The 22,889-nt window shown below is 62.9% G+C and carries 17 protein-coding genes and 1 pseudogene; 8 read left to right on the top strand and 10 right to left on the bottom strand.

Annotated elements, in window-relative coordinates:
- Positions 1-135: 135 nt before the first annotated feature.
- From ACSGDB_RS09240 to ACSGDB_RS09230, 3 genes are all read right to left on the bottom strand, one after another.
- Positions 136-1,143 (bottom strand): carbohydrate kinase family protein, encoded by a 1,008-nt coding sequence (locus tag ACSGDB_RS09240; RefSeq protein WP_434994309.1) that lies wholly within the window; start codon positions 1,141-1,143, stop codon positions 136-138.
- 175 nt (positions 1,144-1,318) lie between these two features.
- Positions 1,319-3,922 carry a GH32 C-terminal domain-containing protein gene (locus ACSGDB_RS09235; protein WP_434994308.1) on the bottom strand — a complete coding sequence of 868 codons (2,604 nt, stop codon included), beginning with the start codon at positions 3,920-3,922 and terminating at the stop codon, positions 1,319-1,321.
- A gap of 143 nt (positions 3,923-4,065) precedes the next feature.
- Positions 4,066-5,271 carry a NosD domain-containing protein gene (locus tag ACSGDB_RS09230; protein WP_434994307.1) on the bottom strand — a complete coding sequence of 402 codons (1,206 nt, stop codon included), beginning with the start codon at positions 5,269-5,271 and terminating at the stop codon, positions 4,066-4,068.
- A 761-nt stretch (positions 5,272-6,032) separates the two neighbouring features.
- Between ACSGDB_RS09230 and ACSGDB_RS09225 the strand changes: the two are divergent.
- Together ACSGDB_RS09225 and ACSGDB_RS09220 are read left to right on the top strand one after the other, a co-directional pair.
- Positions 6,033-6,521, top strand: a pseudogene (locus tag ACSGDB_RS09225) (beta-galactosidase); the annotation flags it as partial.
- On the top strand, positions 6,504-7,388 hold the full coding sequence (locus ACSGDB_RS09220) for a beta-galactosidase (RefSeq protein ID WP_434994482.1): 885 nt from the start codon (positions 6,504-6,506) through the stop codon (positions 7,386-7,388). The pseudogene ACSGDB_RS09225 and the gene ACSGDB_RS09220, both read left to right, overlap by 18 nt.
- 151 nt (positions 7,389-7,539) lie before the next feature.
- Here ACSGDB_RS09220 and ACSGDB_RS09215 read toward each other — a convergent pair whose 3' ends face one another.
- The 7 genes from ACSGDB_RS09215 to ACSGDB_RS09185 form a co-directional block, all read right to left on the bottom strand.
- Positions 7,540-9,099: a glycoside hydrolase family 32 protein gene (locus ACSGDB_RS09215; RefSeq protein ID WP_434994306.1), complete on the bottom strand. Its 1,560-nt coding sequence runs from the start codon at positions 9,097-9,099 to the stop codon at positions 7,540-7,542.
- Between the two features lie 80 nt (positions 9,100-9,179).
- Positions 9,180-10,649, bottom strand: coding sequence for a glycoside hydrolase family 32 protein (locus ACSGDB_RS09210; RefSeq protein WP_434994305.1), 1,470 nt, complete (start codon positions 10,647-10,649; stop codon positions 9,180-9,182).
- A 10-nt stretch (positions 10,650-10,659) separates the two neighbouring features.
- Positions 10,660-11,679, bottom strand: coding sequence for a LacI family DNA-binding transcriptional regulator (locus tag ACSGDB_RS09205; RefSeq protein ID WP_434994304.1), 1,020 nt, complete (start codon positions 11,677-11,679; stop codon positions 10,660-10,662).
- Positions 11,676-12,587 (bottom strand): carbohydrate ABC transporter permease, encoded by a 912-nt coding sequence (locus tag ACSGDB_RS09200; protein WP_434994303.1) that lies wholly within the window; start codon positions 12,585-12,587, stop codon positions 11,676-11,678. The genes ACSGDB_RS09205 and ACSGDB_RS09200 overlap by 4 nt, the downstream gene beginning before the upstream one ends.
- Positions 12,584-13,465: a carbohydrate ABC transporter permease gene (locus tag ACSGDB_RS09195; RefSeq protein WP_434994481.1), complete on the bottom strand. Its 882-nt coding sequence runs from the start codon at positions 13,463-13,465 to the stop codon at positions 12,584-12,586. The genes ACSGDB_RS09200 and ACSGDB_RS09195 overlap by 4 nt, the downstream gene beginning before the upstream one ends.
- 70 nt (positions 13,466-13,535) lie before the next feature.
- Positions 13,536-14,873, bottom strand: a complete 1,338-nt coding sequence (locus ACSGDB_RS09190) for an ABC transporter substrate-binding protein (RefSeq protein ID WP_434994302.1) — start codon at positions 14,871-14,873, stop codon at positions 13,536-13,538.
- Between the two features lie 59 nt (positions 14,874-14,932).
- A complete protein-coding gene (locus tag ACSGDB_RS09185; protein WP_434994301.1) occupies positions 14,933-16,414 on the bottom strand; it encodes a GH32 C-terminal domain-containing protein in 1,482 nt (493 codons plus the stop codon).
- A 205-nt stretch (positions 16,415-16,619) separates the two neighbouring features.
- Here ACSGDB_RS09185 and ACSGDB_RS09180 point away from each other — a divergent pair, with 205 nt between their 5' ends.
- From ACSGDB_RS09180 to ACSGDB_RS09155, 6 genes are all read left to right on the top strand, one after another.
- The gene (locus ACSGDB_RS09180; protein ID WP_434994300.1) at positions 16,620-16,898 is read left to right on the top strand and encodes a DUF1016 N-terminal domain-containing protein; all 279 of its coding nucleotides are present in this window, start codon (positions 16,620-16,622) and stop codon (positions 16,896-16,898) included.
- Between the two features lie 190 nt (positions 16,899-17,088).
- Entirely contained in the window at positions 17,089-17,421 is a 333-nt protein-coding gene (locus ACSGDB_RS09175) for a DUF1016 N-terminal domain-containing protein (RefSeq protein WP_434994299.1), read from the top strand.
- Positions 17,422-17,526: 105 nt separating this feature from the next.
- Positions 17,527-18,096 carry a PDDEXK nuclease domain-containing protein gene (locus ACSGDB_RS09170; RefSeq protein ID WP_434994298.1) on the top strand — a complete coding sequence of 190 codons (570 nt, stop codon included), beginning with the start codon at positions 17,527-17,529 and terminating at the stop codon, positions 18,094-18,096.
- A gap of 366 nt (positions 18,097-18,462) precedes the next feature.
- Positions 18,463-20,544 (top strand): putative bifunctional diguanylate cyclase/phosphodiesterase, encoded by a 2,082-nt coding sequence (locus ACSGDB_RS09165; protein ID WP_434994297.1) that lies wholly within the window; start codon positions 18,463-18,465, stop codon positions 20,542-20,544.
- A 373-nt stretch (positions 20,545-20,917) separates the two neighbouring features.
- Complete coding sequence (locus ACSGDB_RS09160; protein WP_434994296.1) at positions 20,918-22,111, top strand: phospholipase D-like domain-containing protein; 1,194 nt, start codon at positions 20,918-20,920, stop codon at positions 22,109-22,111.
- A 226-nt stretch (positions 22,112-22,337) separates the two neighbouring features.
- A partial coding sequence (locus ACSGDB_RS09155; protein ID WP_434994295.1) for a DM13 domain-containing protein occupies positions 22,338-22,889 on the top strand: 552 nt, incomplete at its 3' end.

Below are 22,889 nucleotides of genomic sequence, written 5' to 3'. Positions count from 1 at the left end.
GCTGCTCCGTGGATCAGCATGATGAACAGCGCGAGGAGCACCGTCACGGCACTGTTGAAGAGGTACTGGGTGAAGTTTCCCGTCGTCTTCCTGCATTTTTGGCCGTTTGGCAGTCGACTTTCGGTGGGATCCTAGTCAGTCGGTGGTGATCCCGGAGATCAGGGCGGGAACCCTGTGGCTGCGTGCGGTGGGTGGCTGCTGCGCGGGCTGGTTCTTCTGGAGCTCGTTGTGCAGTTCCTCCGATGTGGGAGGGTGGGCGCCCGCGCGGCGAACGGTGATGCCTGCCGCCGCGGATGCCCTACGGCCCAGCGAGTCGAGTGCGGAAGGTTCCAGCCCGTGGGCGTTGCGCGTGAGAAGGCCGTAGATCAGGGCGGACATGTAGGCGTCGCCGGCCCCGATGGTGTCGACGACCGTTGACTTGACCGGGGGCATATCTACCTTTGCGTCCTGCATGGTGAGCAGGGACCCCTGCTCACCTCTGGTGATCACGACGAGTCCGGGCCCAAGGTCAAGGATCAGTTGGGAGACCTGATCCGGAGCCAGTCGTGGATAGAGCCATGCTGCGTCCTCGTCACTGAGTTTGACCACGTCGGTGAAGGAAGCGAGTTCCTCGAAGATGGTTTTCGCTTCGGCGTGGCTGCCGAGCAGTGCCGGGCGGATGTTGGGGTCGTAGGTGACGATGCAGTGCTGGTGTGCCTGCTCGATGAGCTCACGCACGACGGCGGCTCCCGGTGCCAGGAACGTCGCGATCGAGCCGGTGTGAAGGATCTTCGGGATGCTCGATGGCGTGATCCGTGGGGGCTCCCATCGGATGGTGAAGTCGTACTGTGCCGACCCGTCGGGCGTCAGCACACCCGTTGCGGTGGAGGTGCCCCCGCGGCTCTTGGAGCCGGGCATCAGGTGGACACCTGCGCTGCGCAGATGCGTCTCGATGGTTGTGCCGTGGTGATCGTCCCCGATGGAGGTCAGCAACGCGGTGTGGACGCCCAGCCGCCCAAGACCGTAGGCAACGTTCGCTGGCGACCCTCCGGGATGTTTCGCGGTTCCTTGAGAAGAGACGACGATGTCGACGAGTGCTTCACCGATGACGAGGACATCAACGTTCGCACCGGAACCGTGGTCATTGCGCTGGTTTTGGGTCATTGCGGACCTTTCTGGACGTTGCCCCGCGCTGCGGGGGCGGAATCATGCATGACGGCGCCGGGGTGGGCCCCGATGAGTGTCTTGGGGCTGGCCCGGCCGGACGAAGGTGCCTAGGACCGGTCGATGGCGGCGGCCCTGGGGCCCTGCGTGGACGCGATCACCCGTGCTCGCCGGGTCAGGGACCCCACATGGCGTTGGCCAAAGGGGTGATCCGAAGGCTCTCCAGTCGGGCCGTGCCTCCGTCGCTGAACAACCCGATCTGTGTTGCACCTTGGGCGGGGAAGACCTGGTCGGTGATCGTGGTTGTCCCGCCTTGCGCGAAGACTTCCACGGAGGCTTTATCGACGTAGATGCGCACCGAAAGTCTGCCGTTGCTCAGTTGTACTGGCGCCTGGTCGAGGGAGGCGAAGGCGGGATGGAAGCCTTCGTTACCGGAATTCCTCCGGTCAACATAGAGCCGGCCGGTGGTGGTGTTGTAGCCGATGCGGGTCGCTTCCGTGGAGTTGCCCAGCACGGTCAGGCCGAAGTTCTCGGCGGTGCCGGGCGAGAATTCGGCGTCGATCTGCAGGCGGTCACCTGTGAAGGGGACCAGGCGTGATCCGGGTGGCAGGTCCTGGGCCGGCGCGACGTACTGGCCTGTGCTTGCGCGTAGGCTCGCGATTTCGGTGACCACTTGCTGCTTCAGGCGAGGGCCCTTGGGTGTCTGGGTGAGGGCCACTTCCCGGGGCAGTGCCATGGTGCCCCGCCAGGTGCTGGTGGGGGTGTCCTGGCCGTAGTCCCAGTTGTTCATCCAGCCGAGCATGATCCGCCGGTTGCTGGGTGCGTTGTTGAAGGACACGGTGGCGTAGTAGTCCTTGCCCCAGTCAAGCCAGTCGTGTTCCTCCATGCGAGGCAGGGCCGGGGTGGGGGAGAGGAAGAATTCGTCGGCGAGGATATGCCCCCATCCGCCGCTGTTGTTGTCGGTGACCAGGATCGTGGCTTGCTGTCCGCGAAATTGGCTGACGTTCCAGGACGCCCAATCCAGCTTTTCGGTGTTGGCGCCCGTCGAGGTCCTGACGGCCTGCCCGTTGACGAGCAGGGACACGGACGTCTCTGTGCTGCGGGGTTGGGCTGGCTGGGAGCCGAGGACCATGTTGTCCAGAGTCAGGTGGCCCCAGGGTCCGGTGGCGTTGTCGATGATCCGCAGGTAGGCGGACTTGCCGTAGTAGGCGCTGACGTCCCAGTTCTGCCAGTCGAGCGCCCCGCTGTTCTTGCCGGTTGCTGTTCTGACGACGTTCCCGTCGACGACGAGTTCGACCTGGAGCTTTCCGTCCGTCCGGCCGCCGCCGCCGAGGAGGAACCCGATGTTGGTGTTGGTGAGGTAGAACGACGGAGAAATGAGTGTTCCCTGATTGTCATCTCCGCTGGGGCCTCCTTCGAAGGTGTTGATGCGTTTGCCGATCGCGTAGTGCCCACCGATGGTGGAGGGGTTGCGGGCGGGGTCGAGGTTCCCGGTGACCTGCCATCCGGCTTGGGCGAGCGTTCCCGGATAGTCGAATCCGTCGAAGAGGAGATAGCCGGGTGGTGGTTGGTTGCCGGGCTGGGTCCCGGGCGCGCGTGTGTGGTTGCCGCCGCCGACGAGGAAGTTGAGGTAGTTGTCGGTGACGGTGAAGGCAGGGGATTCGATGGTTCCTGTCGGACCGTCACCGCCGGCGAAGCTGTTGAGCATACCCGCACCGATGGTGCCCGTGACGGGTGTCTGACCCGGGAGCGTGCCGTTGGCCGGTGCCGTGGGAAAGGGGGTGTCCTGAGCGCCGCTGCCGGTGCGTTTGACCCAGTTCTGGTAAGTGCCGTTGTTGAAGTTGCCGAGCGAGACTCCGGGCGGAGTCCCTTGGATCGGGTCGGTTGATTCGGAGGTGAACGTGGTGCCGTCGAAGGATCCGACGAAGTACTGTCCGCCGCTGCCGCCGGCGACAGCGCCCGGGTTGAGATTCACGACGAGGACCCATTTGGTGTTCGCGGTGTTGCCATCTACGGGGAGCGGGAAGAGGTCCGGGCATTCCCAGATGCCCTCTGTGGCGTTGGCTGGGCCGAACTCGCTGAGGTAGGTCCAGTTCTTCAAGTTGGTGCTCTTGTAGAGGACGACCTTGTGGTCGGTGGCTTCCACGGCGGTCATCACCCAGTAGGAGCCCGCGGGCCCGTCGTAGCGGAAGACTTTCGGGTCGCGGAAGTTCGCGGAGTTGCGATCCAGGACCGGGTTGCCGGAGTACTTGGTCCAGGTCGTCCCGTCGTCGGTGCTGTAGGCCAGGGACTGGGCCTGCTTGCCGGCCAGTGTGGGGTGCGCGCCGGTGTAGGTGCTGGTGTAGATCGCGACCAACGGTGGGTTCTGAGTCGTGCCGAACCCTGTGGCGTTGGCAGTGTCGACGACGATGGACCCCGAGAAGATGTCCTCGATGGACGCCCCACCGGTGCCGAGGGTCTGCGGTATCGCGACCGGCTTCTCCTGCCAGCGCAGCAGGTCCGTGGATGTGGCGTGCCCCCAGCTCATGTTGCCCCAGCGCGTCCCGAACGGGTTGTACTGGTAGTACATGTGATAGACGCCCTTGTGATAGACGAGCCCGTTGGGGTCGTTCATCCAGTTCTGCTGCGGCGTGTAGTGCAGGCGCGGTCTGTACTCCTCGGTCCCCGGCGTGACAGCGTGTCCCGGGGGCCCGACGAACAAAGCGATGACGCTCAAGGCAGCGACGCAGGCGGCGATGACTGCCCGGGCGCTGTGCGCGGGGCGGGAGAGTGCTGACATGCGGTGCCCTTCTGGTGATGCGCCGACAACCTCGTCGTTGGCGGTGCCGATGGAGAACCTATGGAATACCGATGGGGGATGGGACTGCCCCGCGCAGCCATTCTGTTGGGCGGGGCAGTTCGGTGTGCGGCGTGGGACTCCGATCAGGGGGTGGGCCGGAAGGTGTGGTTGGTCGTCAAGGGCTCGAATTGGCTGGCCGTCGCGCTGTCGAGGACCTTGGTTCTGATCGTCGACGCATCCAGCACTACGGCTTTGACGGGGATGCTGGCGATCGTGTTGTTCGTCGCGATGAAGTTGTCCTGCCCGCTGGCGACGAGCACGATCGTCGGGGCCCTGCCTGCCGGGGAGACAGCGGAGGACGGCACATCGTAGGAGAAGTGGTTCGACATCACGCTGTTGCCGTTGCCGCGCACATGGACGAGCCCGAAGAGGTCGTCCAGGCCGTTGTTGTAGGGCTTGAGCGGGATGAACGGTTCGACCTGGCGCAGGAAGTGGTTGCCGGTGATCAGGTTTTCGTTGCATGTGCCTTCGCAGACGATCATGCCCGGGTAGAACGCGTGGAACCGGTTGGCGGTGATGGACGACCGGCTCGTCGCCTTGAAATGCACCATGCTCTTGCCGCGGGGGAAAATGTTGTTGCCGGCGACCAGGAGTCCCCAGTGGTTCTCGGCGTAGATGGAGAACCCCACATACCCGGCGCCGAGAAGGTTGTCGGTGACCTTGGTGGCCTGGCCAGAGCCAATCAGCTCGACGCAGCTGCCGCATTCGGCAAGGAAGTTGCCGCTGACGCTCAAGGCATCCGCATCTCTCACCACGAGGCCGCGCTCAAGGTACACCATGCCCATGCCCTGGACGCGGAACGCGTCGTTTGCCGAGTCGACGAGGATGCCAGTCTTCCCGTTGCGGTAGGAGTTCTGGTTACCCGTGAAGCCCACCCCGTCGAGGCAGAAGTTCTCGAACACGATCGAGCTCAGCCGCGGGTCACCGCCGCGGAAGACACGGAATGCCTCGCTGCGGCCGTCGGTGTTCTCCACGCGGATCCGGCTGCCGCCGGGATTGATCTCGAACCACGAGCTGGTGTTCCCGGCGTTGTACCGGATACTCGAGGACGTAAATCCGTGACCTGAGCCCCGGATGGTCAGGTAGCTGACATCGACGTTGACCCGGGTCTTCAGTGAATAGTCGCCCGGCGGGATGTAGATCACCGCGCCCGGCTTGGAGGCTTGGTTCGTCTGCTGGGACTTGATGTCCGCGATGATGCTGTTGATCACCAGGCCGATGTCGGAGGCAGGGGTCGCCCCGGGGTTGCCTGGCACGGACCAGGTCGTCACGTCATAAACGGTGGGCATAGGTCTTCTTCCTTGAAGTGATGCCTATTACAGGAGGCCGATGATGGAATAGGCGGGTGTTGCAGCCGACGGGTCAGGGGAGGGCGGCGTCTGTTCACTGGGCATGGTTGCGTGAGCCGGCTTCTGAGCGACGAACGCCGCCGAGGTCAGGACGCCTCCAAGGAGGAGCCCTTTGAGCACGGAGCGTCGCTGCATGGATTCACGTTCTTCTGACACGGGCTCTCCTTCGAACACGACTGGTAAAACGTTTTGGCAGAGTTGTTGCAGATGAAACTTATGTGGTCGCTTCCGTCGCGTCAATGACTTTCGCGTAGGTCGGCGCGGGAGGGGAAATAGTCGCTACGTACCTCTGACTCCAAGGACCCGCTTGAAGGGGGTCTTCCGATGCTCGCACCTATGAACTTACAGAGTCCCTGAGTACGGATGTTGAACTTAGGGAGCCGACGCCGCAGTGGCGAGTCGCCCATGCCTGTAGAGCGCGGAGGAGCACTCTCTGGATCGAAAGCTGAACCGCCGAGGATGCTGCTTCATCGATGTGGCGGGTCAGGCGTGGCAGGCACCGGTAGGCGTTGAGTCCCGCGCTGGATACACGGCGCAGCGCATAGACCAGGCCGCTGGGCCTGACAAAGGGTAGGTCGGGCCCAACCGGTCTTCCGCAGCCCCATGAGAATGCCTGACCGCCGGGCTGGTGAAGGCAGCACCCGCCTGCTTGAGAAGATCAGGGCCGGCCTGCCGCGGTGTGAGACCTACAGCAACTCGACTTCAAGCGCTTCTCCTCCGATGTCCTGAAGGACTACCTCGTAGCTGAGCGCACTCTCCTGAACGAGCTCACCCCGGACGTCCCGGTCACCACTAACTTCATGGTGATGGGAGAGACGAAGGGAATGAACTACGCCGATTGGGCCTCCAAAGTGGATTTCGTCTCCAACGACCACTACGTGATCCCCGGTCCCCAGGACCTCGATGAGCTCTCCTTCTCCGCGAACCTCACGAGCAACATCGCCGGTGGGAAGCCGTGGTTCCTGATGGAGCATTCCACCTCCGCCGTGAACTGGCAGCCGATCAATACACCAAAGAAGCCGTGCGCCATGGTCAGGGACTCCCTGACCCACGTCGCCCACGGCGCCGACGCCGTCTGCTTCTTCCAATGGCGTCAATCCAAGGCCGGAGCCGAAAAATATCACTCGGGCATGGTGCCGCACACCGGCGAGAACAGCCGACTGTTCGACGCCGTGCAGCGGCTGGGCGGAACCCTGGCGGATCTCGCCCCCATCACAGGCAGCAACCGTAAGCCCGCCAACGCAGCAATACTCTTCGATTGGGAATCATGGTGGGCAAGCGAGCTGGACTCGCACCCCACCGACCAGCTGCGCTACCGGCAAGAAGCGCTCAACTGGTACTCAGCCTTCCTCGCCCTGGGTATCAGAGCCGACGTCATCCCAGTCACCAGTCGATTCGAGGACTACGCCCTGGTAATTGCACCGGTCCTGCACGTAGTTCCTCAGGAGCTGGCCAACCGCATCTCGCAATATGCGCAGGGCGGCGGGCACTTCGTCACCACCTATTTCTCCGGCGTTGTCGACAGCAATGACCACGTCTGGCTTGGAGGCTACCCAGGCGCGTTCAGAGAGCTGCTGGGCATCCGTATCGAAGAGTTCGGCCCCCTCGCCGACGGCACCGGCGTCGACTTGGACAACGGAACCACAGGGAAGCTCTGGGCCGACCGAATTGACCTCGCCGCTGACAACGTCGACGTCCTCGCCCGCTTCACGGGAGAGGACTACGACAGCGCTGCGGCCGTCACACAACGGCCGGTGGGCCGCGGATCGGCAGCATACGTCGGAACTCGGCTGAGCCCGGACGCCCTGCAACCGCTCCTTCGCACCTTCGCGGAGGCGGCAGGCGTCGAAGCGGAGCTACCAGCCGAACTGGCCGGCGCCGTCGAACTGGTACTGCGCGCCAAAGGCACTGAAGAGTTTGCCTTCCTCATCAACCGCAGTGACGCCGTCGTCGACGTCTCAGCGATACCGGGTGCCCCACTGGTGGGAAGCGGTGAATTTGGCTCTCTCAAGCTCGGCCCGCGCGATGTGGCTGTACTGCGCAGGCCTTTGTCCTAACTGCTCCAACCATGCAACAGGGCACTACACCGTCGTTCGTGAAGAGCCGGCACAGCCCCAAGGTGCGGCATTCGGGCCTTGGGGCTCTTTCACCTGCTGTATCAGAATCGATCCGGGCGAACACGGCCTTGGGCATGTAGAGCACCTTCGGTCAGATCGGTGTACCGAATTCGCGAATGGTGATGCCCGTGAATCTTGCCGCACCGCCATCTGAGTAGAACGAGATACCTCTGTCGGTGTCTGCGAAGTGAACCTGTTGTGAGATGACGGTGTGCCCTGCGTTGACGAACACCTCGACACTTTGGGTGTCGACGAAGATGCGTAGATGAACCGAGCGTGCGTTTGCGTCGATTGGTGCTGCTGCACGCGTGAACGGTGGCAGCGAGAAGCCGGTGAGGTTGGATGGCGAGCGGTCGACGTAGAGATCGGCTCCGTACTTGCCGATGTTGGTATGCCTGGAACCGTCTGGGGATCGTCCGACGGAGAGACCGACGTTGGTTGCAGTGTCCCAGGAAATGTCGAGTTCGATTTCATACGCACGGCCGCTCCAAGGCAGCACGGAGCTTCCGGTGACATATTGGTCAGGCAATGAGGTGGTCGCGGTTGCGTAGCTTGCCAGTGCGTCGACGGGTGAGCTGAGTAGGCTGTAGCGGCCACCGGGTTGCGCTTCGAGCCGCAACTCTCGGACGATGGAATTTTGTCCGTTGTACCCGTCGGTGGCGTCGGTCGGGACGTCTCGCGCGGCGTACTTCCAGTTGTTCATCCAGGCGATGGCCAGTCGCCGGTCATCTGGCGAGTCGGCTTTTGGCCAGGTGACCGCCGCGTACCAGTCCCAGCCCCAATCCAGCCATCGCGGGGTGAGGTCGTCGGCGGTGAATCGTGTTCCGTCCCATGTTCCCATCCAGTAGGCGTAGGTCATCGGTAGTCCGATGCTGTAGGCGTCCATGCTCGCGCCTAGCACCCAGTGCCACGTGCCGTCGTTGGCTCTCATTTCGAAAAGATCCGGGCATTCGATGCCCCCGAGAGCGGGGTTCGGGTAATCGAAGTTGAGTTTCAGGTGCCAGTCCCTGAGGTTCGGCGAAGTGTAGAAGGCGGCGTAGCGGGCTCGACCGATGACGCAAACCCATTCATTCCGTGCGCGGTCCCAGTGAATTTTCGGGTCGCGGAACCATTCCGCGTTTTCGATCTCGGCGGCGGTCACGGCTGTTCGGCCGTCGGTGTTGACGATGACCGGGTCGGGGAGCATCGAGAACGTGAAGCCGCCATCGGTCGACCAGTAGAGGTACTGCTCCTGGAACTTCCGGACACCGTCTGTCGGTTGAGTCGCTAGAGCGATGACCGCTCCTGCACCGAATCCCGCGGTGTTCGCGGTGTCGACGACGGCGGAACCGGACCAGACGGGAAAGTCGGGCTGCAGCGGCATGACGGTGCCGTGGTGTGTGAAGGCGACCCCGTCTCGGGTTGAGGCGTGATCCCAGCCACCGGGGCCGTTGTTCTGACCGGATTGCAGGTAGTACAGCTGGTAGGCCCCGTTCGTGAACACCGGCCGTTGAGGATCGCAAAGCCACCCGGTCGGCGGGGTCATGTGGAACACGGACCTGAGCGAAGTCTGGGCGTTGGCGGCGACGGGAGCGAAACTAGTCATGAAGAGAGCGAGCGAGCCGAGCCCGGCGCCTTGGAGCGCGCTGCGGCGGGAGAAATCAGGCGTCATTGCTGTTTTCCTTTCGAGAGTGCTGCGGGGCGGCGAAGCAGCCGTAGCAGCGATGCTGCAGTGGTGGTCGGGAGCGTTGGTCAGACGAGCGCAGGGTGAAGGTCTTCGGTTACGGTGGTCCCGGTTTCTGCGGGTGATCTGAGATCGACGGTCGCCATCGTGATCGAGCTGTGCCGCTCGGTCTCGACCGTCAACGACACGGTTCCCGAACCGAGCACGACCAGGTTCGAGGTGGTGGCCTGACCGCCGTCGATGAACACCTCAAGGAGTGGTCCGTCGAGGCTCAGCAGAAGCTGAGCCTTTCGGTTGGCAGCGAGCGGGACTGCGCTCGTTGAGGAAAAATCCGGGTGGATGGCATCTGCCGCGGTGCCGGATCTGGTGAGGCGGAGTATCTGCGACTCGGTGTCATGGACGAGTTCGACGATTGCGTCGGCGTCGCCCTGCAACCGGATCCGCAAGGGGCCTGTGGCAGCTGGGTCCCAGTGCAGATCGACGAGTGAATGGCCGCTGAGTGTAAACACGGACGGGTGAGGGGCAGTGGGCAGGGTTGCCGGTGTCAGGGATGCCAGGTGCTCGGTCACGAATGTTGGTGGCTCCTGGATGAGTCGTGCTTCGCCGTCGACTTCGAGCAGTGACAAGCGGCGTGGTAGGGACATCGCGCCCCGCCATGGTGATGAGGGGACGTCGCCGGCGTACCGCCAGTTACTCATCCAGGCGAGAATGGTGGCTGCACCATCTGGCGCGCTGTCGAAGCTGACTCCGGCGTAGAAATCGCGTCCGTGGTCCAGGCGCTGCAGTTCGGGGCTCTCCGTAGTGAACGCAGTCCCGTCGAACTCTCCGATGAGGAAGCTCATTGAGGACCCCTGGGGGTCGGCGTCCTCACCGATCGGGTTTGTGCTGAGGAGCAGCACCCAGCGGACGTCATCCGGGCGGCCGCCGACGGTCAGGGGGATCAGGTCCGGGCATTCCCAGACCACCCCTGCGGCCCCGATCGGTCCGAACGTGCTCAGATGCTCCCACGAGCGGAGATCGGTGGAGGAGAAGAACAGCACTTGCCGGTCGTCGGCCTCCACCGCGAGCATGATCCAGCGAAAACCGCCGTCACGGTTCTGGAAACGGATGATCTTCGGATCGCGGAACGCGGTAGTCCCGCGATCAAGTACCGGATTGGCGGCGTCGCGCTGCCAGGTGAGCCCGCCGTCGTCGCTGGTTGCTCGTGACTGCGCCTGCCGACCGTCGGCGAAAGCACTCGTGTAGTAGGCGGTCAGCTGGCCGTTCTCCTCGGGCGAGGAGGCGACGACGGACCCCGAGTACACCTGTTCGTCAGGTTGGTAGCGCAGCGCCACGGGAAGCTCTTCCCAGTGCTGCAGGTCGGCGCTGCTCGCGTGGCCCCAGCTCATGTTCCCCCAGTCAGCTCCCTCAGGGTTGTATTGGAAGAACGCATGCCATCGGCCGCGATGGAAGACGAGGCCGTTGGGATCGTTCATCCAGTTGCGTTGTGGGGTCAGGTGAAAGAGTGGTCGGGGCATAGAGCTGTTTGCGTCCTGCATGTCTGTCCCCTTAGATCGAGTGCCGCTGAATCGGTGGGCAGGCGATCAGCTGGGGACGGGGCGAGGGGGTCGTTTCCAGTCCGAGAAGTCGACGGACACCCGCCGCGCCGAGCTCATAGTGGGGGAGGGCGACGGTCGATAGCGGCGGTCGAAGATGGGCGGCGATGACGTCCTGGTTGTCGAATCCCATGACAGCCATATCCTCTGGGATGCGGAGCCCTCGCTCGCGGAGCCCATCGTAGAGTCCCATGGCGACTCGGTCGTTGTGGCAGAAGACGGCGGTCGCCTGCGAATCGATGACAGCTGTGGTTGCAGCGTATCCGCCCTCCTGCTCGGGTGATGCCGGGAACACCAGGGACTCGTCGAAGTCCAGACCGGCGGATTCGAGTGCCAACCGGTATCCGGCGAGGCGTCCGCTTTGCGCCGGGGATGTCGTTGTGGTGTTGATGAATGCGATACGGCGATGACCCGCTGCGAGCAATGCTTCTGTTGCGGTACGCCCGCCCTGTTTCTCATCGGGCACCACTGCGGGAAGTCCGCTGCCGGGCGCAAAGCAGTCCACGAGCACGGTGTCGGTCTGGTGCAACGCCTCGGGGACGGTGATCTCGTGGTGATACCAGGTTGAGTACAGGATTCCGCGTACCTGGTGCTCCAGCATCATCATGATGGCCTCCTCCTCGGCGGCGGTGTTGCCGTCGGTGTTGGCCACAAGCAGCACGTAGCCGTGCTTCCAGGCCTCATCCTGCGCGCCGTGAATGATCTGTCCGGCGAAAGGGGTGGTCGCGATTGCGTCGGCGACCAGCCCGATGAAACGGGAGGTGCCCTGCGAGAGGGTCTTCGCGAGGGCGTTGGGACGGTAACCGAGTTCGGCGACTGCTTCATGCACTCGACGCCTGGCATCGTCACCGATCCGGGCTCCCGGCTTGTCGTTGACGACGTGGGACACTGTCGCCACGGAGACGCCGGCAGCCTTGGCGACGTCCCGCATGGTGATACCGGAGGTACCCCGCCCGTGCCCTGTGCTGCTCATCCTTTGGTCGCTCCGCTCTCGAGGCCGCTGATCATTGCCTTGTTCAATACGAGGAACACGAGCAGCAATGGTGTGACCGTGACGCATACGGCGGCGAACGTCGCCGTCCAATCGGTGTTACCCATAGCGCCGATGTAGTTCTGCAGCCCAAGTGGGATGGTCTTCAATCCGTCCGAGAGCACGAAGGTGTTCGCGAAGATGAAGTCGTTCCAGATGAAAATGCTGTTGACGAGCACGACCGTGATGATGGTGTTCAGGGAGAGCGGAAACGTGATCTGAGTGAAGATTCGGTACGGTCCGGCGCCATCGAGCGACGCGGCCTCATACATTTCCCGCGGGATGTATTCGTAGAACGACGAAAACAGGTACACCGCCATCGGCAGCGCGAAGGCCGCCAGCGGGATGATCATCGAAAGATGCGTGTCCAGCAGCCCGACCTTCGAATAGTCGATGAACAGCGGGACGAGCGCGATCTGCACCGGCACGATGATGCCGAGGAGGAAAAGTGCCCGGACGACCCCGCTGAAGCGGAAACCGAGAACTTGCAGTGCAAAGGCCGCCATCATGCCCGCGACGACGATCAGCACGCTCGCTCCGAGGGTAACGATCAGGCTGTTGACGATGTTCAGGCCGAGGTTGCCTGTTGAGAACGCTCTGGTGTAGTTCTCGAGTGTCCATTCCGACGGCAGGGCGAAGGGGTTGCCACCGGCGAAGTCTGCTGCGGTGCGGAAACTGGTCAGCAGCAACCATACGAGTGGGTACACCTGCACGAGCACAATGGCGATGATCGTCAGGGTCAGGGCGGTGCGCTGCGCCCGCACTCGCGGGGAATGACGCGGCTTGCGCTTCTGTGGAGGTGGCGGTGGCGCGGATTGCTCTTGAGAGGGCGTGAGCAGTGATGCGGTCATGACTTGTCCTTCGGACGAAGCAGCAAAAAGATGAGGCCGACGGCGACCAGGCACTCGATGACGATGAACATGGAGATCGCGCTGGCGTACCCGTAGTCGGTGTGCACAAACGCTGTCTTGTACATGTACGTAGTGAGCAACTCGGACGATTGTCCAGGCCCGCCGTTGGTGAGCAGGTAGGGAATGTCGAACCCGCGCAGGGCGAAGGTCGTTGCCATGATCGTTGTCGTGATCCAGACCGGCCGGATGTAGGGGAAACGGATGCGCCAGAAGATCTGCCACCAGGAGGCGCCGTCCAGCCGGGCTGCTTCCTCGAGGTCACCGGGCACGGCCATGAGAGCGGCGTAGATGATGAGCATGTAGAGGCCGGTGAACCGCCAGCCTTCAGGAATCGAGACCGCGACGAGGACCGTCTGCACATTCGAAAGCCACGCCGTTTGCAGGTGACCGAGACCGACCCACTCAAGGAGTTGATTGATCAGTCCGACAGGCTCGAGCGCGTACAGTCGCTGAAACAGGAGCGCGATCGCGACCGTGGAGATGACCGCGGGCAGAAGATACAGGGTTTTGACGAGTTCGCGTGCGCGAGGAAGCGCCGTGAGCAGACCAGCGACGATCAGCGCGCCGCCAAGTTGCAGGACTAGGCAGATCACGAGGTAACCGAGAGCGTTACCGAAAGCCGTCCAGAAGACATCGTCCCGGGTCAGCATCTTCGTGTAGTTGTCGAGGCCGACGAATGCCATGTCCGTGATGCCGTCCCAGGAAAACAGGCTCAGGAACAGCGACTGGAGGATCGGCAGCAGGACGGCAACGCCGTAGAGCAGCAGTGGCGGAACGAGGAACACCACCACGGACAGCGTCGACCTGCGGGGGAGCATCGACGTTGACATCGGTTTCCGCCGGCGGGGCGGGCGGACGCGCGTCGCGCCCGCCCCGGCTCGGCCAGTCTCAGTCATCGGTATTTTCCTGCAGGGTCGCGTCCATCGTCGCGACGAACTCGTCCGGCGTGATGTTTCCTTGAACCAGCAGTGTCAGCTCCTGCTGCAGACGGGTATTCGTTGCCGGATCGAGCTGCGTATCCCACGGCATGGCGATTGCCTCGCCCGCCTCGTCGGCCTGGTCCACAGAGGTCGCGTACAGGTCGGTGGCATCAGCCGGGATCGTGGTCTGGGCCGTCGTGGTTGGAGAGAGCGCGCCCGTCGCAGCATAGATTTCGGGGTATTCCTCGAGCGCGAACGCGAGGAAGTCCCGGACCAGTGGGTCGTAGGTTTGTGCGTTGACGGCCATGCCGATACCGGACGGGGTGACGTACTCGTTGTCTGCTGTCACGGCGCCCTCAATGGTCGGTAGCGTGAAAGTGGAGACAGAATCACGAACAGCTGGGTCGAGCGCTTCAGTGGCAAGATTGCTGAGCTCCCACGTGCCGATGTTGTAGACGGCGGCCTTGCCGGAGGTAAACAGTGCCTGCGCATCCGCGTAGCCGGTCGAGGAGAAGCCCTCCTGGAAGCAGCCGGCCTGGCCGAGCTCGTACAGCCACTCGGCCGCGGCCTTGCCTGCCGGATCCGAGAAGGACGCGTCGCCGTTCTTCAGATCCTGGATGTACTCCGGACCTGCCATGCGGAACGGGTAGTACGCCATGTAGCGTTCGAGCGGCCACTGGTCCTGGCCGTCCAGTGCGATCGGTGTCACGCCCTGTTCGCGAAGCGCCGTACACATCGCCGGGAAGTCATCCAACGTCTTGGGAACTTCGACCCCTGCGCTCTGGAGCAGCGCCGTGTTGTACCAGAAGAACTCGAGCTGGAATTCGAAGGGCACCATGTATAGCGACCCGTCATCGAAACGCTGGTAGTTCAGAGCTGCCTCGCGATACGAGTCTGCCAGCCCGAGGTCCTCCAGAAGGACGTCGACGTCCATCATGCGGCCTTGGTCCGCGAGCTTCTGTGCGAAGGGCGTCGCATCCGTATCGAAGAGTTCCGGCAGTTTGTTCGCAGCAGCCAAGGTCTCGTACTTCTGAATGTACGAGGGACGATCAGGCGTTGTGATGAGATTGAGCGCGAAACCCGGGTGGTCCTTCGCGTAGTCCTCGGCAATCTGCTCCATCGCCGTGATGACGCCGCCGTCGGCGGGGCGGGAGAGCAACCACGAGATTTCGCGGGCAACAACCTCTCCCTCCGGATTGACGTCTGCCGGATCGGCACTGCTGGCTCCGCCACCGCAACCCGAGAGTGTGAGTGCGGACGCGGCTACGAAGGCCATGAAGGCGGTGGTTCGTTTGATTGTAGACATGGTCAGAATCTCCGTTGATCGATCATTGGTCAGGCGGGATGGGACGGGGTGGAGCGAAATCAGGTCGTGCTTGACGCGGCAAGCAAGTCGAGGGATGGGGACTCGGTACTGGTGTGCTCTGCGCTCCTCGAGAAGAGGGAGAGCTTTTCAACAGCGATGGAGCCTTCGCCGACGAATACCCCGACGCGACCGCTCGGTCGGTCGTAGAGACGAGTGCTCAGCACGACAGCGTCATCAACCGTCGCGATACAAAGGTCACCGTCGACGATCACCTCAAGCTCGTGGGGTCCAGGTGCAAGACGACAGGGGCGTTCGAGCTCGATCGCGAACGGCACGTCACCGGAGATCTGCCACTGCTCCGTCCCCGTGAGGCTGCGCGGCCACCGGTCGAAGACCAGCCGGTTGCGCTTCGGCTCCAAGCGCAGGACGTAGCTCTCGTCGCCATCAGCTGTCGCCCGGAGGAGGACGCCGCATTCGGTCGTGCCGGGGGCAATATCGAATCGAACGACCAATCGGAACGACGATGGGGCGTCCGAGGAGCTCAGTGCGTGTGCGTATCCGTCGGGAGCATCAAGAATCGTGCCGAACGGGATGGCATCTGTCGGGCCCTCGAAGGTTCTGCGCAGTTCTGCTGTCGGGTGGAAGACCAATGTTCCATCATTGCGTTGCTCAGCCTCGAGCACCGACATCGTTCCGGCCCACTGCCACGCACCGGCGTCGTGGGCGCCCTCGCGAGAAGCAATCCAGCCGAAGAAGAATCGACGAGCATCGCGGGCAGCCGACTTCGCAGCGTAGTAGGCGCGTCCATCGAGGCTGTCGTGCTCCGGGGCAATCCAGGGGCCGTGCAGGCTGCGGGACATCCGGTAGCGGGTCGTGAAGGACTCGCTGAACTCGGAGTACACGAGGTACCACCACTCGCCCCACTGGAACACTTCGGGGCATTCATGTGCGACATAGCGCCGGGGGTCCCAGAAGGGTTCGACCGGCTCCCAGCTCGTGAGATCGGTCGACACGCATTGGGCAATGACACCACGGCGCCGCTCAGGACCATTGGCGTGCCGGGCAGTTATAAGCATCCGCCAGACAGTGGCTTTCTCGTCCCAGAAGACAAAAGGGTCTCGCCAGTCAGCAGTTTCGTAGCCAGAAGTAGCACCGAAGGTATCGGCTTCGTGCCGGTCCCAGGTCTGCATTCCATCACTGCTGGTCGCGTGCATGACGACCTGCAGTGGCTGCCCGTCTGCGCCGCGTCGACCCGGATTCTGCCCGGTATAGAAGACATGGTGCGTGCCGTCGGCGTCCAGTACGACACTGCCGGTATACACGTTGAAGTCCGCGGCCGTCGGGCCGCCCGAGGCGAGCGATTCGCCAGCGTCATGGAAGTCGACGAGATTGTCGCTCGTAACCCGGTGCCACGGCATACCGACTTTCGGCACCTGGCGCGACTCATGCAGGTACAGCAGGTGAAAGGTGCCGTTTTCCTGCCACGGAATGACATCTCCGACCCACGCGCCATTTGGTTGGTGGAACCCTCGTTGGTTCATTGCGCCCTCTTCGTAAACTGGTTAAGCGGTTACGCAGTAACTTAGGGCGCTCGGCCGAGTTGGTCAAGCGGTTAAGCAAGATCAATTGAGATGGCTCCCGCGCGAGGATGCCGGTTGATGGAGCGCTCCCGACCCAGCCGACGAGTCCTACTCGCGAGGACCTGAAGTCTAAGCTTCCCTGCGCGAGCGGACGAACCTGTAGAGCATGCATGCCTTCGCCGCTGCATGGAACGGCGCGGAGCCGATTATCCAGACACCGTCTGGACAATTGAGTTGGGGCCGTAGCGTCACCCTCCTGAACAAAGCCGACGACCAGGAAGTGCGAACCTTGTCCGCAGTGCAGGCCGCCCACCACTGGTGGTCGGTGGCCGTCCTCGAATACCAAGTCCTCACCGACATTCACGCCCGGGTAGTCACTGCACCAAGGAATCTCGAAGCCCAAGCTCGTCGAGTGTGGCAGCAGTACTCCGTAGTCCGGCAATGACGTAGTCACAGACTTCCGCAGTTCGTGACTACTAGATGAAATTCGTCTTGTCTCGCCTGCGCTCGGGAATGACCCGTGCCCGTCGATTTCAGCCGCCCTAAGCTGTCATGACCGGAGAACGGCAGAACGAGCTCGCAGGCGCCATGGCCAGTGACCAAACCCTTGGGAAGGAACTGACTGCGATCAAGGCATGGCCACTCCTATAAGTTCAGTACAACCGAGTGGTTATGACGCACTGCTGGCCGGATTGAAAGATCGGGTCAAGGACCCGCGTTCGAGAGTCCTGCGGACGGTGAACACGCAACTGATCGAGCTGTACTGGTCAATGGGCCGTGAGGTGTTAAAGCAGCAGAGCAAGCAGGGGTGGGGGAGCGGGGTCGTTCGTCGGCTTGCCGAGGACCTGCGGGCGGAGTTTCCGGACATGAAGGACTTTTCACCGCAGAATCTGCAGTACATAACGGCGTTTGCCAGGCAGTGGCCTGCTGAGCCGATTGCGCAACAGGCTGTTGCGCAATTGCCGTAAGGGCACATAGCAGTCCTGCTCGACAAGGTCACCGACACGGCAGAACGTGACTGGTATGCGAACTCAGCTGTGGAGCACGGGTGGTCACGGAACGTCCTGCTGAACATGATCCTGAACCGGAGCTTCGTCCGGACGGGGGCGGCCCCGTCAAATTTCGCGCAACAGCTTGTTGTGCCCGACAGTGAGCTGGCCCAGCAGGTCGCGAAGGATCCCTACTCCTTTGAGTTCCTAGGCCTTAGTGGGGACGTCGCCGAGCGTGATCTCGAGCAGGCGCTCATGGATCGCATCACCGAGACACTCCGCGAACTCGGCCCAGGATTCGCGTTCGTTGGCCGGCAGGTGCACTTCGACGTCGGTGGTGACGACTTCTACATCGACCTGCTCTTCTTCCACGTCGAGCAGCTGCTTTACTACGTGATCGAGCTGAAGACCGGGAAGTTCCAGCCCGAGTACGCCTGCAAGCTAAACTTCTACATCGCCCTCGTGGACGACCGCTTGAGACGGGACGCCCACGCCGACACGGTCGGCATCCTCATCTGCGGCGACCGGAACGACCACACCGTCCGATACAGCCTCGCTCGCGCCACATCTCCCATGGCAGTTGCGACCTACACCTTCGACGCCCTCCCACCATCTCTGCAGCACGAGGTTCCCTCCGCCGCCACACTCGCATGAGCACTCGAGCTGAACGTCGCCGAAGACCTCCCTGAAACCGATGCGTAGAGCATCGACGACAGCAAACCGCCGCTAACTGGGCTGCTTTCCACCCGCACAGTTAGCCGGCGGCTGCGAAGTCGCGGGCAGCGGCTAATACTGCTGGTCCGGCGTCCTGGAGCTTTTCGTCACGCAGCAGTCGCGCCGGCGGCACCTTATTGAGCTGGCTGGTTGCCGGGGGAGTGGAGTCTCGTCGTCCGGCCAGGCGCAGCGGATCATCAATTTATGCGGCTTCTTTCTCGGTTCATCTGACGTCGTCCATGGTTGTTGTGATTGTTCGCATAGATTGACATCTCAGAACAATCTCGTAGGAGGGACGCCGCACAGATGTCCAGTGTGATCATGCCCGGTCTCGGGGTACGGCAGGACCCGGTGGAGTACCAGCGGCTGATGCTTGACGGGATGGCGTTCGCTGTTCTGCTCGTCGACCCGGGACGGCAGCGCATCACGGCGTCGAACGCGGCGGCGGAGCAGCTGTTCGGGTACGGGGAAGGCGCCTTGGCGGACGTTCCGTTGGGTACATGTCTTCCGTCCTGGAACGAGGACCTCAGCGTTCCACCGGCCACACCTCCTACCGCCGACGGCCTGCAGCGGCAGGTCTTCACGACCCGTGCGCAACGCTTCGGTGGCCGCAGCTTCGTGGTGGAGGTGCACGTCGCATCTCCTCCGCGGAGCGAGTTCTGGGTTGTCTCGGTGCGGACGGTCAATGACGACACGTCGGAACCTCCGTCTCAACTCCAGGAGCTCGTGTCCCTGCTCAATGCGACGCTCGAATCGACGGCCGATGGCCTTCTGGTGGTCGGCGCGGATGGGCGGATCACCGGGATCAATTCGCGCTTCGCGGAGCTGTGGCGGATACCGAGCAGCGTTCTGGCGACCCATGACGATGCAGCTGTCATGGGTCTGGTCCTGCAGCAGCTCAGCGACCCCGATGCCTTTTTCGCGAAGGTCCAGGAGTTGTATGCGGAGCCATGGGCGGAGAGCCTGGACGTCCTGCACTTCCTGGATGGGCGGGTCTTCGAACGATTCTCCCGCCCTCAACTTCTGGCCGACACCGTGGTGGGCCGGGTGTGGAGTTTTCGGGATATCACCACGAGGCGCCAGGCTGAACTCGAAGCCGAGCGGGCGTTGCGGAAACTCCGCAAGCGGGCCAGGGAACTGCGCAAGCTCGCTTACACGGACCCGTTGACCGGCCTGGGCAACAGGGCCCTGTTCAATGATGCGCTGGAGGCCGCTCACTCCGCCGCTGACGGAAAGGACCTGACCGTCCTCCTGCTGGATCTCGATGACTTCAAAGAGGTCAACGACATCCACGGACACCAGGCCGGTGACACGATGCTCGTCGAGGTCGCCCGACGACTGGGAGCCTGCGTGCGCAAGAGCGACATCATCGCCCGCATCGGCGGGGACGAATTCGTGGTCATCCTTCGATCGACCGAGGACGCGGACGAGGTGGCGCAACGAGTCGTGGACGCCCTCAAAGTACCCGTGGAGATCGACGGCGTCGCCCTGCGCCCCAGCATCAGTCTCGGCATCGCCAGCCGGTACGCGGACTGCTGCCCGGACAGCGGCGCATCGGACCTTTTCAGGCGCGCCGATATCGCCATGTACGAAGCCAAACGTACCGGCAAGAACCGCTTCGTCCGCTTCCAGCCGCCGATGATGGAGGCTCTCCTCCAGAAATCACAGTTGCAGGAGAGCCTCCGCCGCGCCGTCGACCACCACGACATCTACCCCGTCTACCAGTCCGTCCAGGACCGCGCGGGCACCATTGTCCAATACGAAGCTCTCGCCCGATGGACGTGGGAGGGCCGCCCATGCCCCCCGAGCGTCTTCATCCCCGAGGCGGAGAACAGCGGTCTGATCGTCGAACTGGGTCGACAGATCCTCACCCGCGCGTGCCGGGACACCGGAGCATGGCTCGCTGAGGACGCCGGACGCAGCCTCGCGGTCAACGTCTCCGGACTCCAGATCGCCCAGACCGACTTCGCGGCGAGCACGCTTGCGACGCTTCGACAGCAGGACGTCAGCCCCTGCCAACTGGTCCTCGAGGTCACCGAGCATCTGTTCCTGGAACCTGACGTCCACGTCGTCTCTGAACTCTCCGCCCTGCGCTCCGCCGGTGTGCGCATAGCGCTTGACGACTTCGGCACCGGGTACTCGTCCTTCGGTCAGCTCCAGGCGCTGCCCGTCGATGCCGTCAAGCTCGACAGGTCCTTCATCGACAAGATCCTCACACCGACGAACCGGTCGCCCATCGTGGAGTCGATGATCGCCCTCGCGCACACCCTGGGTCTCGAGGTCACTGCCGAAGGGGTCGAGAAGCAGGTCCAGGCCGATTATCTGCACGGACTAGGCTGCGACCGGACCCAGGGCTTTCTCTACGGGAACGTGGCCCCCGCGATTTAGCACAAGCCGCCTCGAAGGCAAAGAAGGACGTTACTCCACGCACACCCCAGACCCGAATAATCGGGCCCGATGGGTGTCGGCCCGTCCTATGCATTGTTTGCGCCTGCGGCGGCACTGTGGGCAGACACCGTTGCCCATCGGTCACAAAAAGTCGGGTGAGGCCTTCATCGAAAGCAAGACGCGGCTGTTTCCCCGTCGTACTACCCGGAGCAGGGACGTGGACCATCTCCGTTCACCCGGCACCATGATGATTGCCGGTGTAAACCACTTTTGACCGGTCCTGACGACGCGCCTCGCATTTCAGAGGGAAAGCCTCGATTGCGGTACCTCCCACCGCGGCGGCAGGGATCATCTGACCAGCAGGAAGAAGATCATGGCCTTGAATACACGAAACGTAGTGATTGCATCTTTAATGACCGGGCTGATGTCCCTCTCGACTGGTGCTGCGGCGCATGCCGAAGCGCCGAGTCTCCCCACTAACGACGCTCCCTGCATGGATGCGCCGGTCACCCCCGTGACCACGACAGCAACCTTCAACAACCCCAGCGCGGGCAGAGCAACAGAGGTCGTGAAGCACATCTGCGGCCTCGTCAAGCAGGCCACACCCGGTTCCACGATCCAGATTGCCAACTTCGTCATCTCGGGCACAGCTGGCATGGACTTCGCCGACACCCTCCTCGCCGCGTACCAGCGCGGCGTCGACGTCCAGTTGGTCATCGATGGTTGGCAGATCGACAAGCCCGCCGCAGCGAAGCTTCTTCACGAGCTCGGGGTCGACGAGAACGCCCGCTCTTGGGTCCACGTATGCAGTCACGAGTCCCCCGAGGGCAATACGTCCTCCTGCATCGGCACCAAGGGCCAGCACAACAAGTTCTACCTCTTCTCCCACACAGGGAAGAAGCGGGACGTCGTCGTCCAGTCGTCCGCGAACTTCACGGACGTGAATTCACGGACGTACTGGAACAACGCCCTGACAGTCGTAGGTGATCACAAACTCCACGAAGGATACGCCGCCTACTTCGACGACCTCGTAGACGAGGTACAGCACCCTGATTACTACAGAACCGTCACCGCCGGAACGCGCGGGGACAAGATCACGGCGCACTTCTTTCCCAGTGCCACCGTGGACCCTATCGTCGACCGGCTTTCCGCCCTTGACTGTAAGAGGAAAGGACGAACCGAAGTGCGGATTGGCATGTCGGAATGGGACGAAACCAGGATCGGCATCGCCGATCGACTCGTCCAGATGGGGCAAGCCGGGTGCACGGTCCGCATCGTCCACGGCCCGATGGATGACGCCGTCATGGAACGACTCTCGGGTCACCCCGGGATCGAGGTCCGCGCATTGGACTCAAGTGCCTTACCCGGCAGGATCCACTCGAAATACCTGATTGTCGAAAACGCTGGCGGGAAGAAAACGGATCGCAACATTGTGCTGACCGGAAGCCACAACTACAACTCGACGTCCCTGTACCGTAACGATGAAGCCATCGTGGAAACGGACGATCGCAAAATCTACTCGAAGTACCGCGAGAACTTCGAGCAAATGTGGACCGTGGCGAAGTAGCCCACTTGGTGCGTTCGCCGCAACCAAGTTCGAGTTGCGCATGTTCCGATCGTTGACCAGCACGTAGTTATCGGGCAGGTCCTCGGCGAGTCGGCCGTGGCAGGCGACTGCGTGAGACGTGGGCTGGGGATTGCACACCAGCCGGGCTATAAGGCCCGGTGACGCAGACATCCGCTTCGTCGGATACTTTGGGGGAAATCACAGGCTGAGAGGTCTACTCTGTGGCATGACGCCCGCCCGTACGGCACTCATCCTCGGAGGCTCAGCGCTGGCCGTGCTCCTGCTCGTCGTCGCCGCGATCGTCTTCAAGCCCTGGCTGCTGTTCGTCGACGTCCGCGTGAACGACGACATCCCCGCCGTCGCAGCAGCACCGACAACCGGAACGAACACCACCGCCCCGGACCTGGCGGACACGGGAGGCGACGGCGGACCAGCCCCCACGACCGGCCCGTCGACACCCCAACCCACCGACAGCGCGGCCGGTCCGGCCCTGCTGAGCCGGGGACCGTTCATCGACCACGAGCATCCGACGTCCGGGACCGCCAGCATCATCGTTCAGCCCGACGGCTCACGGCTGCTGGCCATCGAAGGGCTCCAGACCACGAACGGGCCCGACGTCCATGTCTGGCTCAGCGCGGCCGACGTGGTCGAGGGTTTGGACGGGTGGTACACGGCCGGATCAGCGGAGCGCGTGGATCTCGGCCCGATCAAGGGCAACCAGGGGGACCAGGTCTACCCCATCCCGGATGACGTCGATCTCGACCGGTTCCCGGCCGTC

Source organism: Arthrobacter sp. Ld5 (assembly GCF_051172775.1).
Taxonomy (GTDB): Bacteria; Actinomycetota; Actinomycetes; order Actinomycetales; family Micrococcaceae; genus Arthrobacter_D.
The sequence above is the reverse complement of the archived record's forward strand: the minus strand, read 5'-3'. Positions and strand labels throughout refer to the sequence as shown.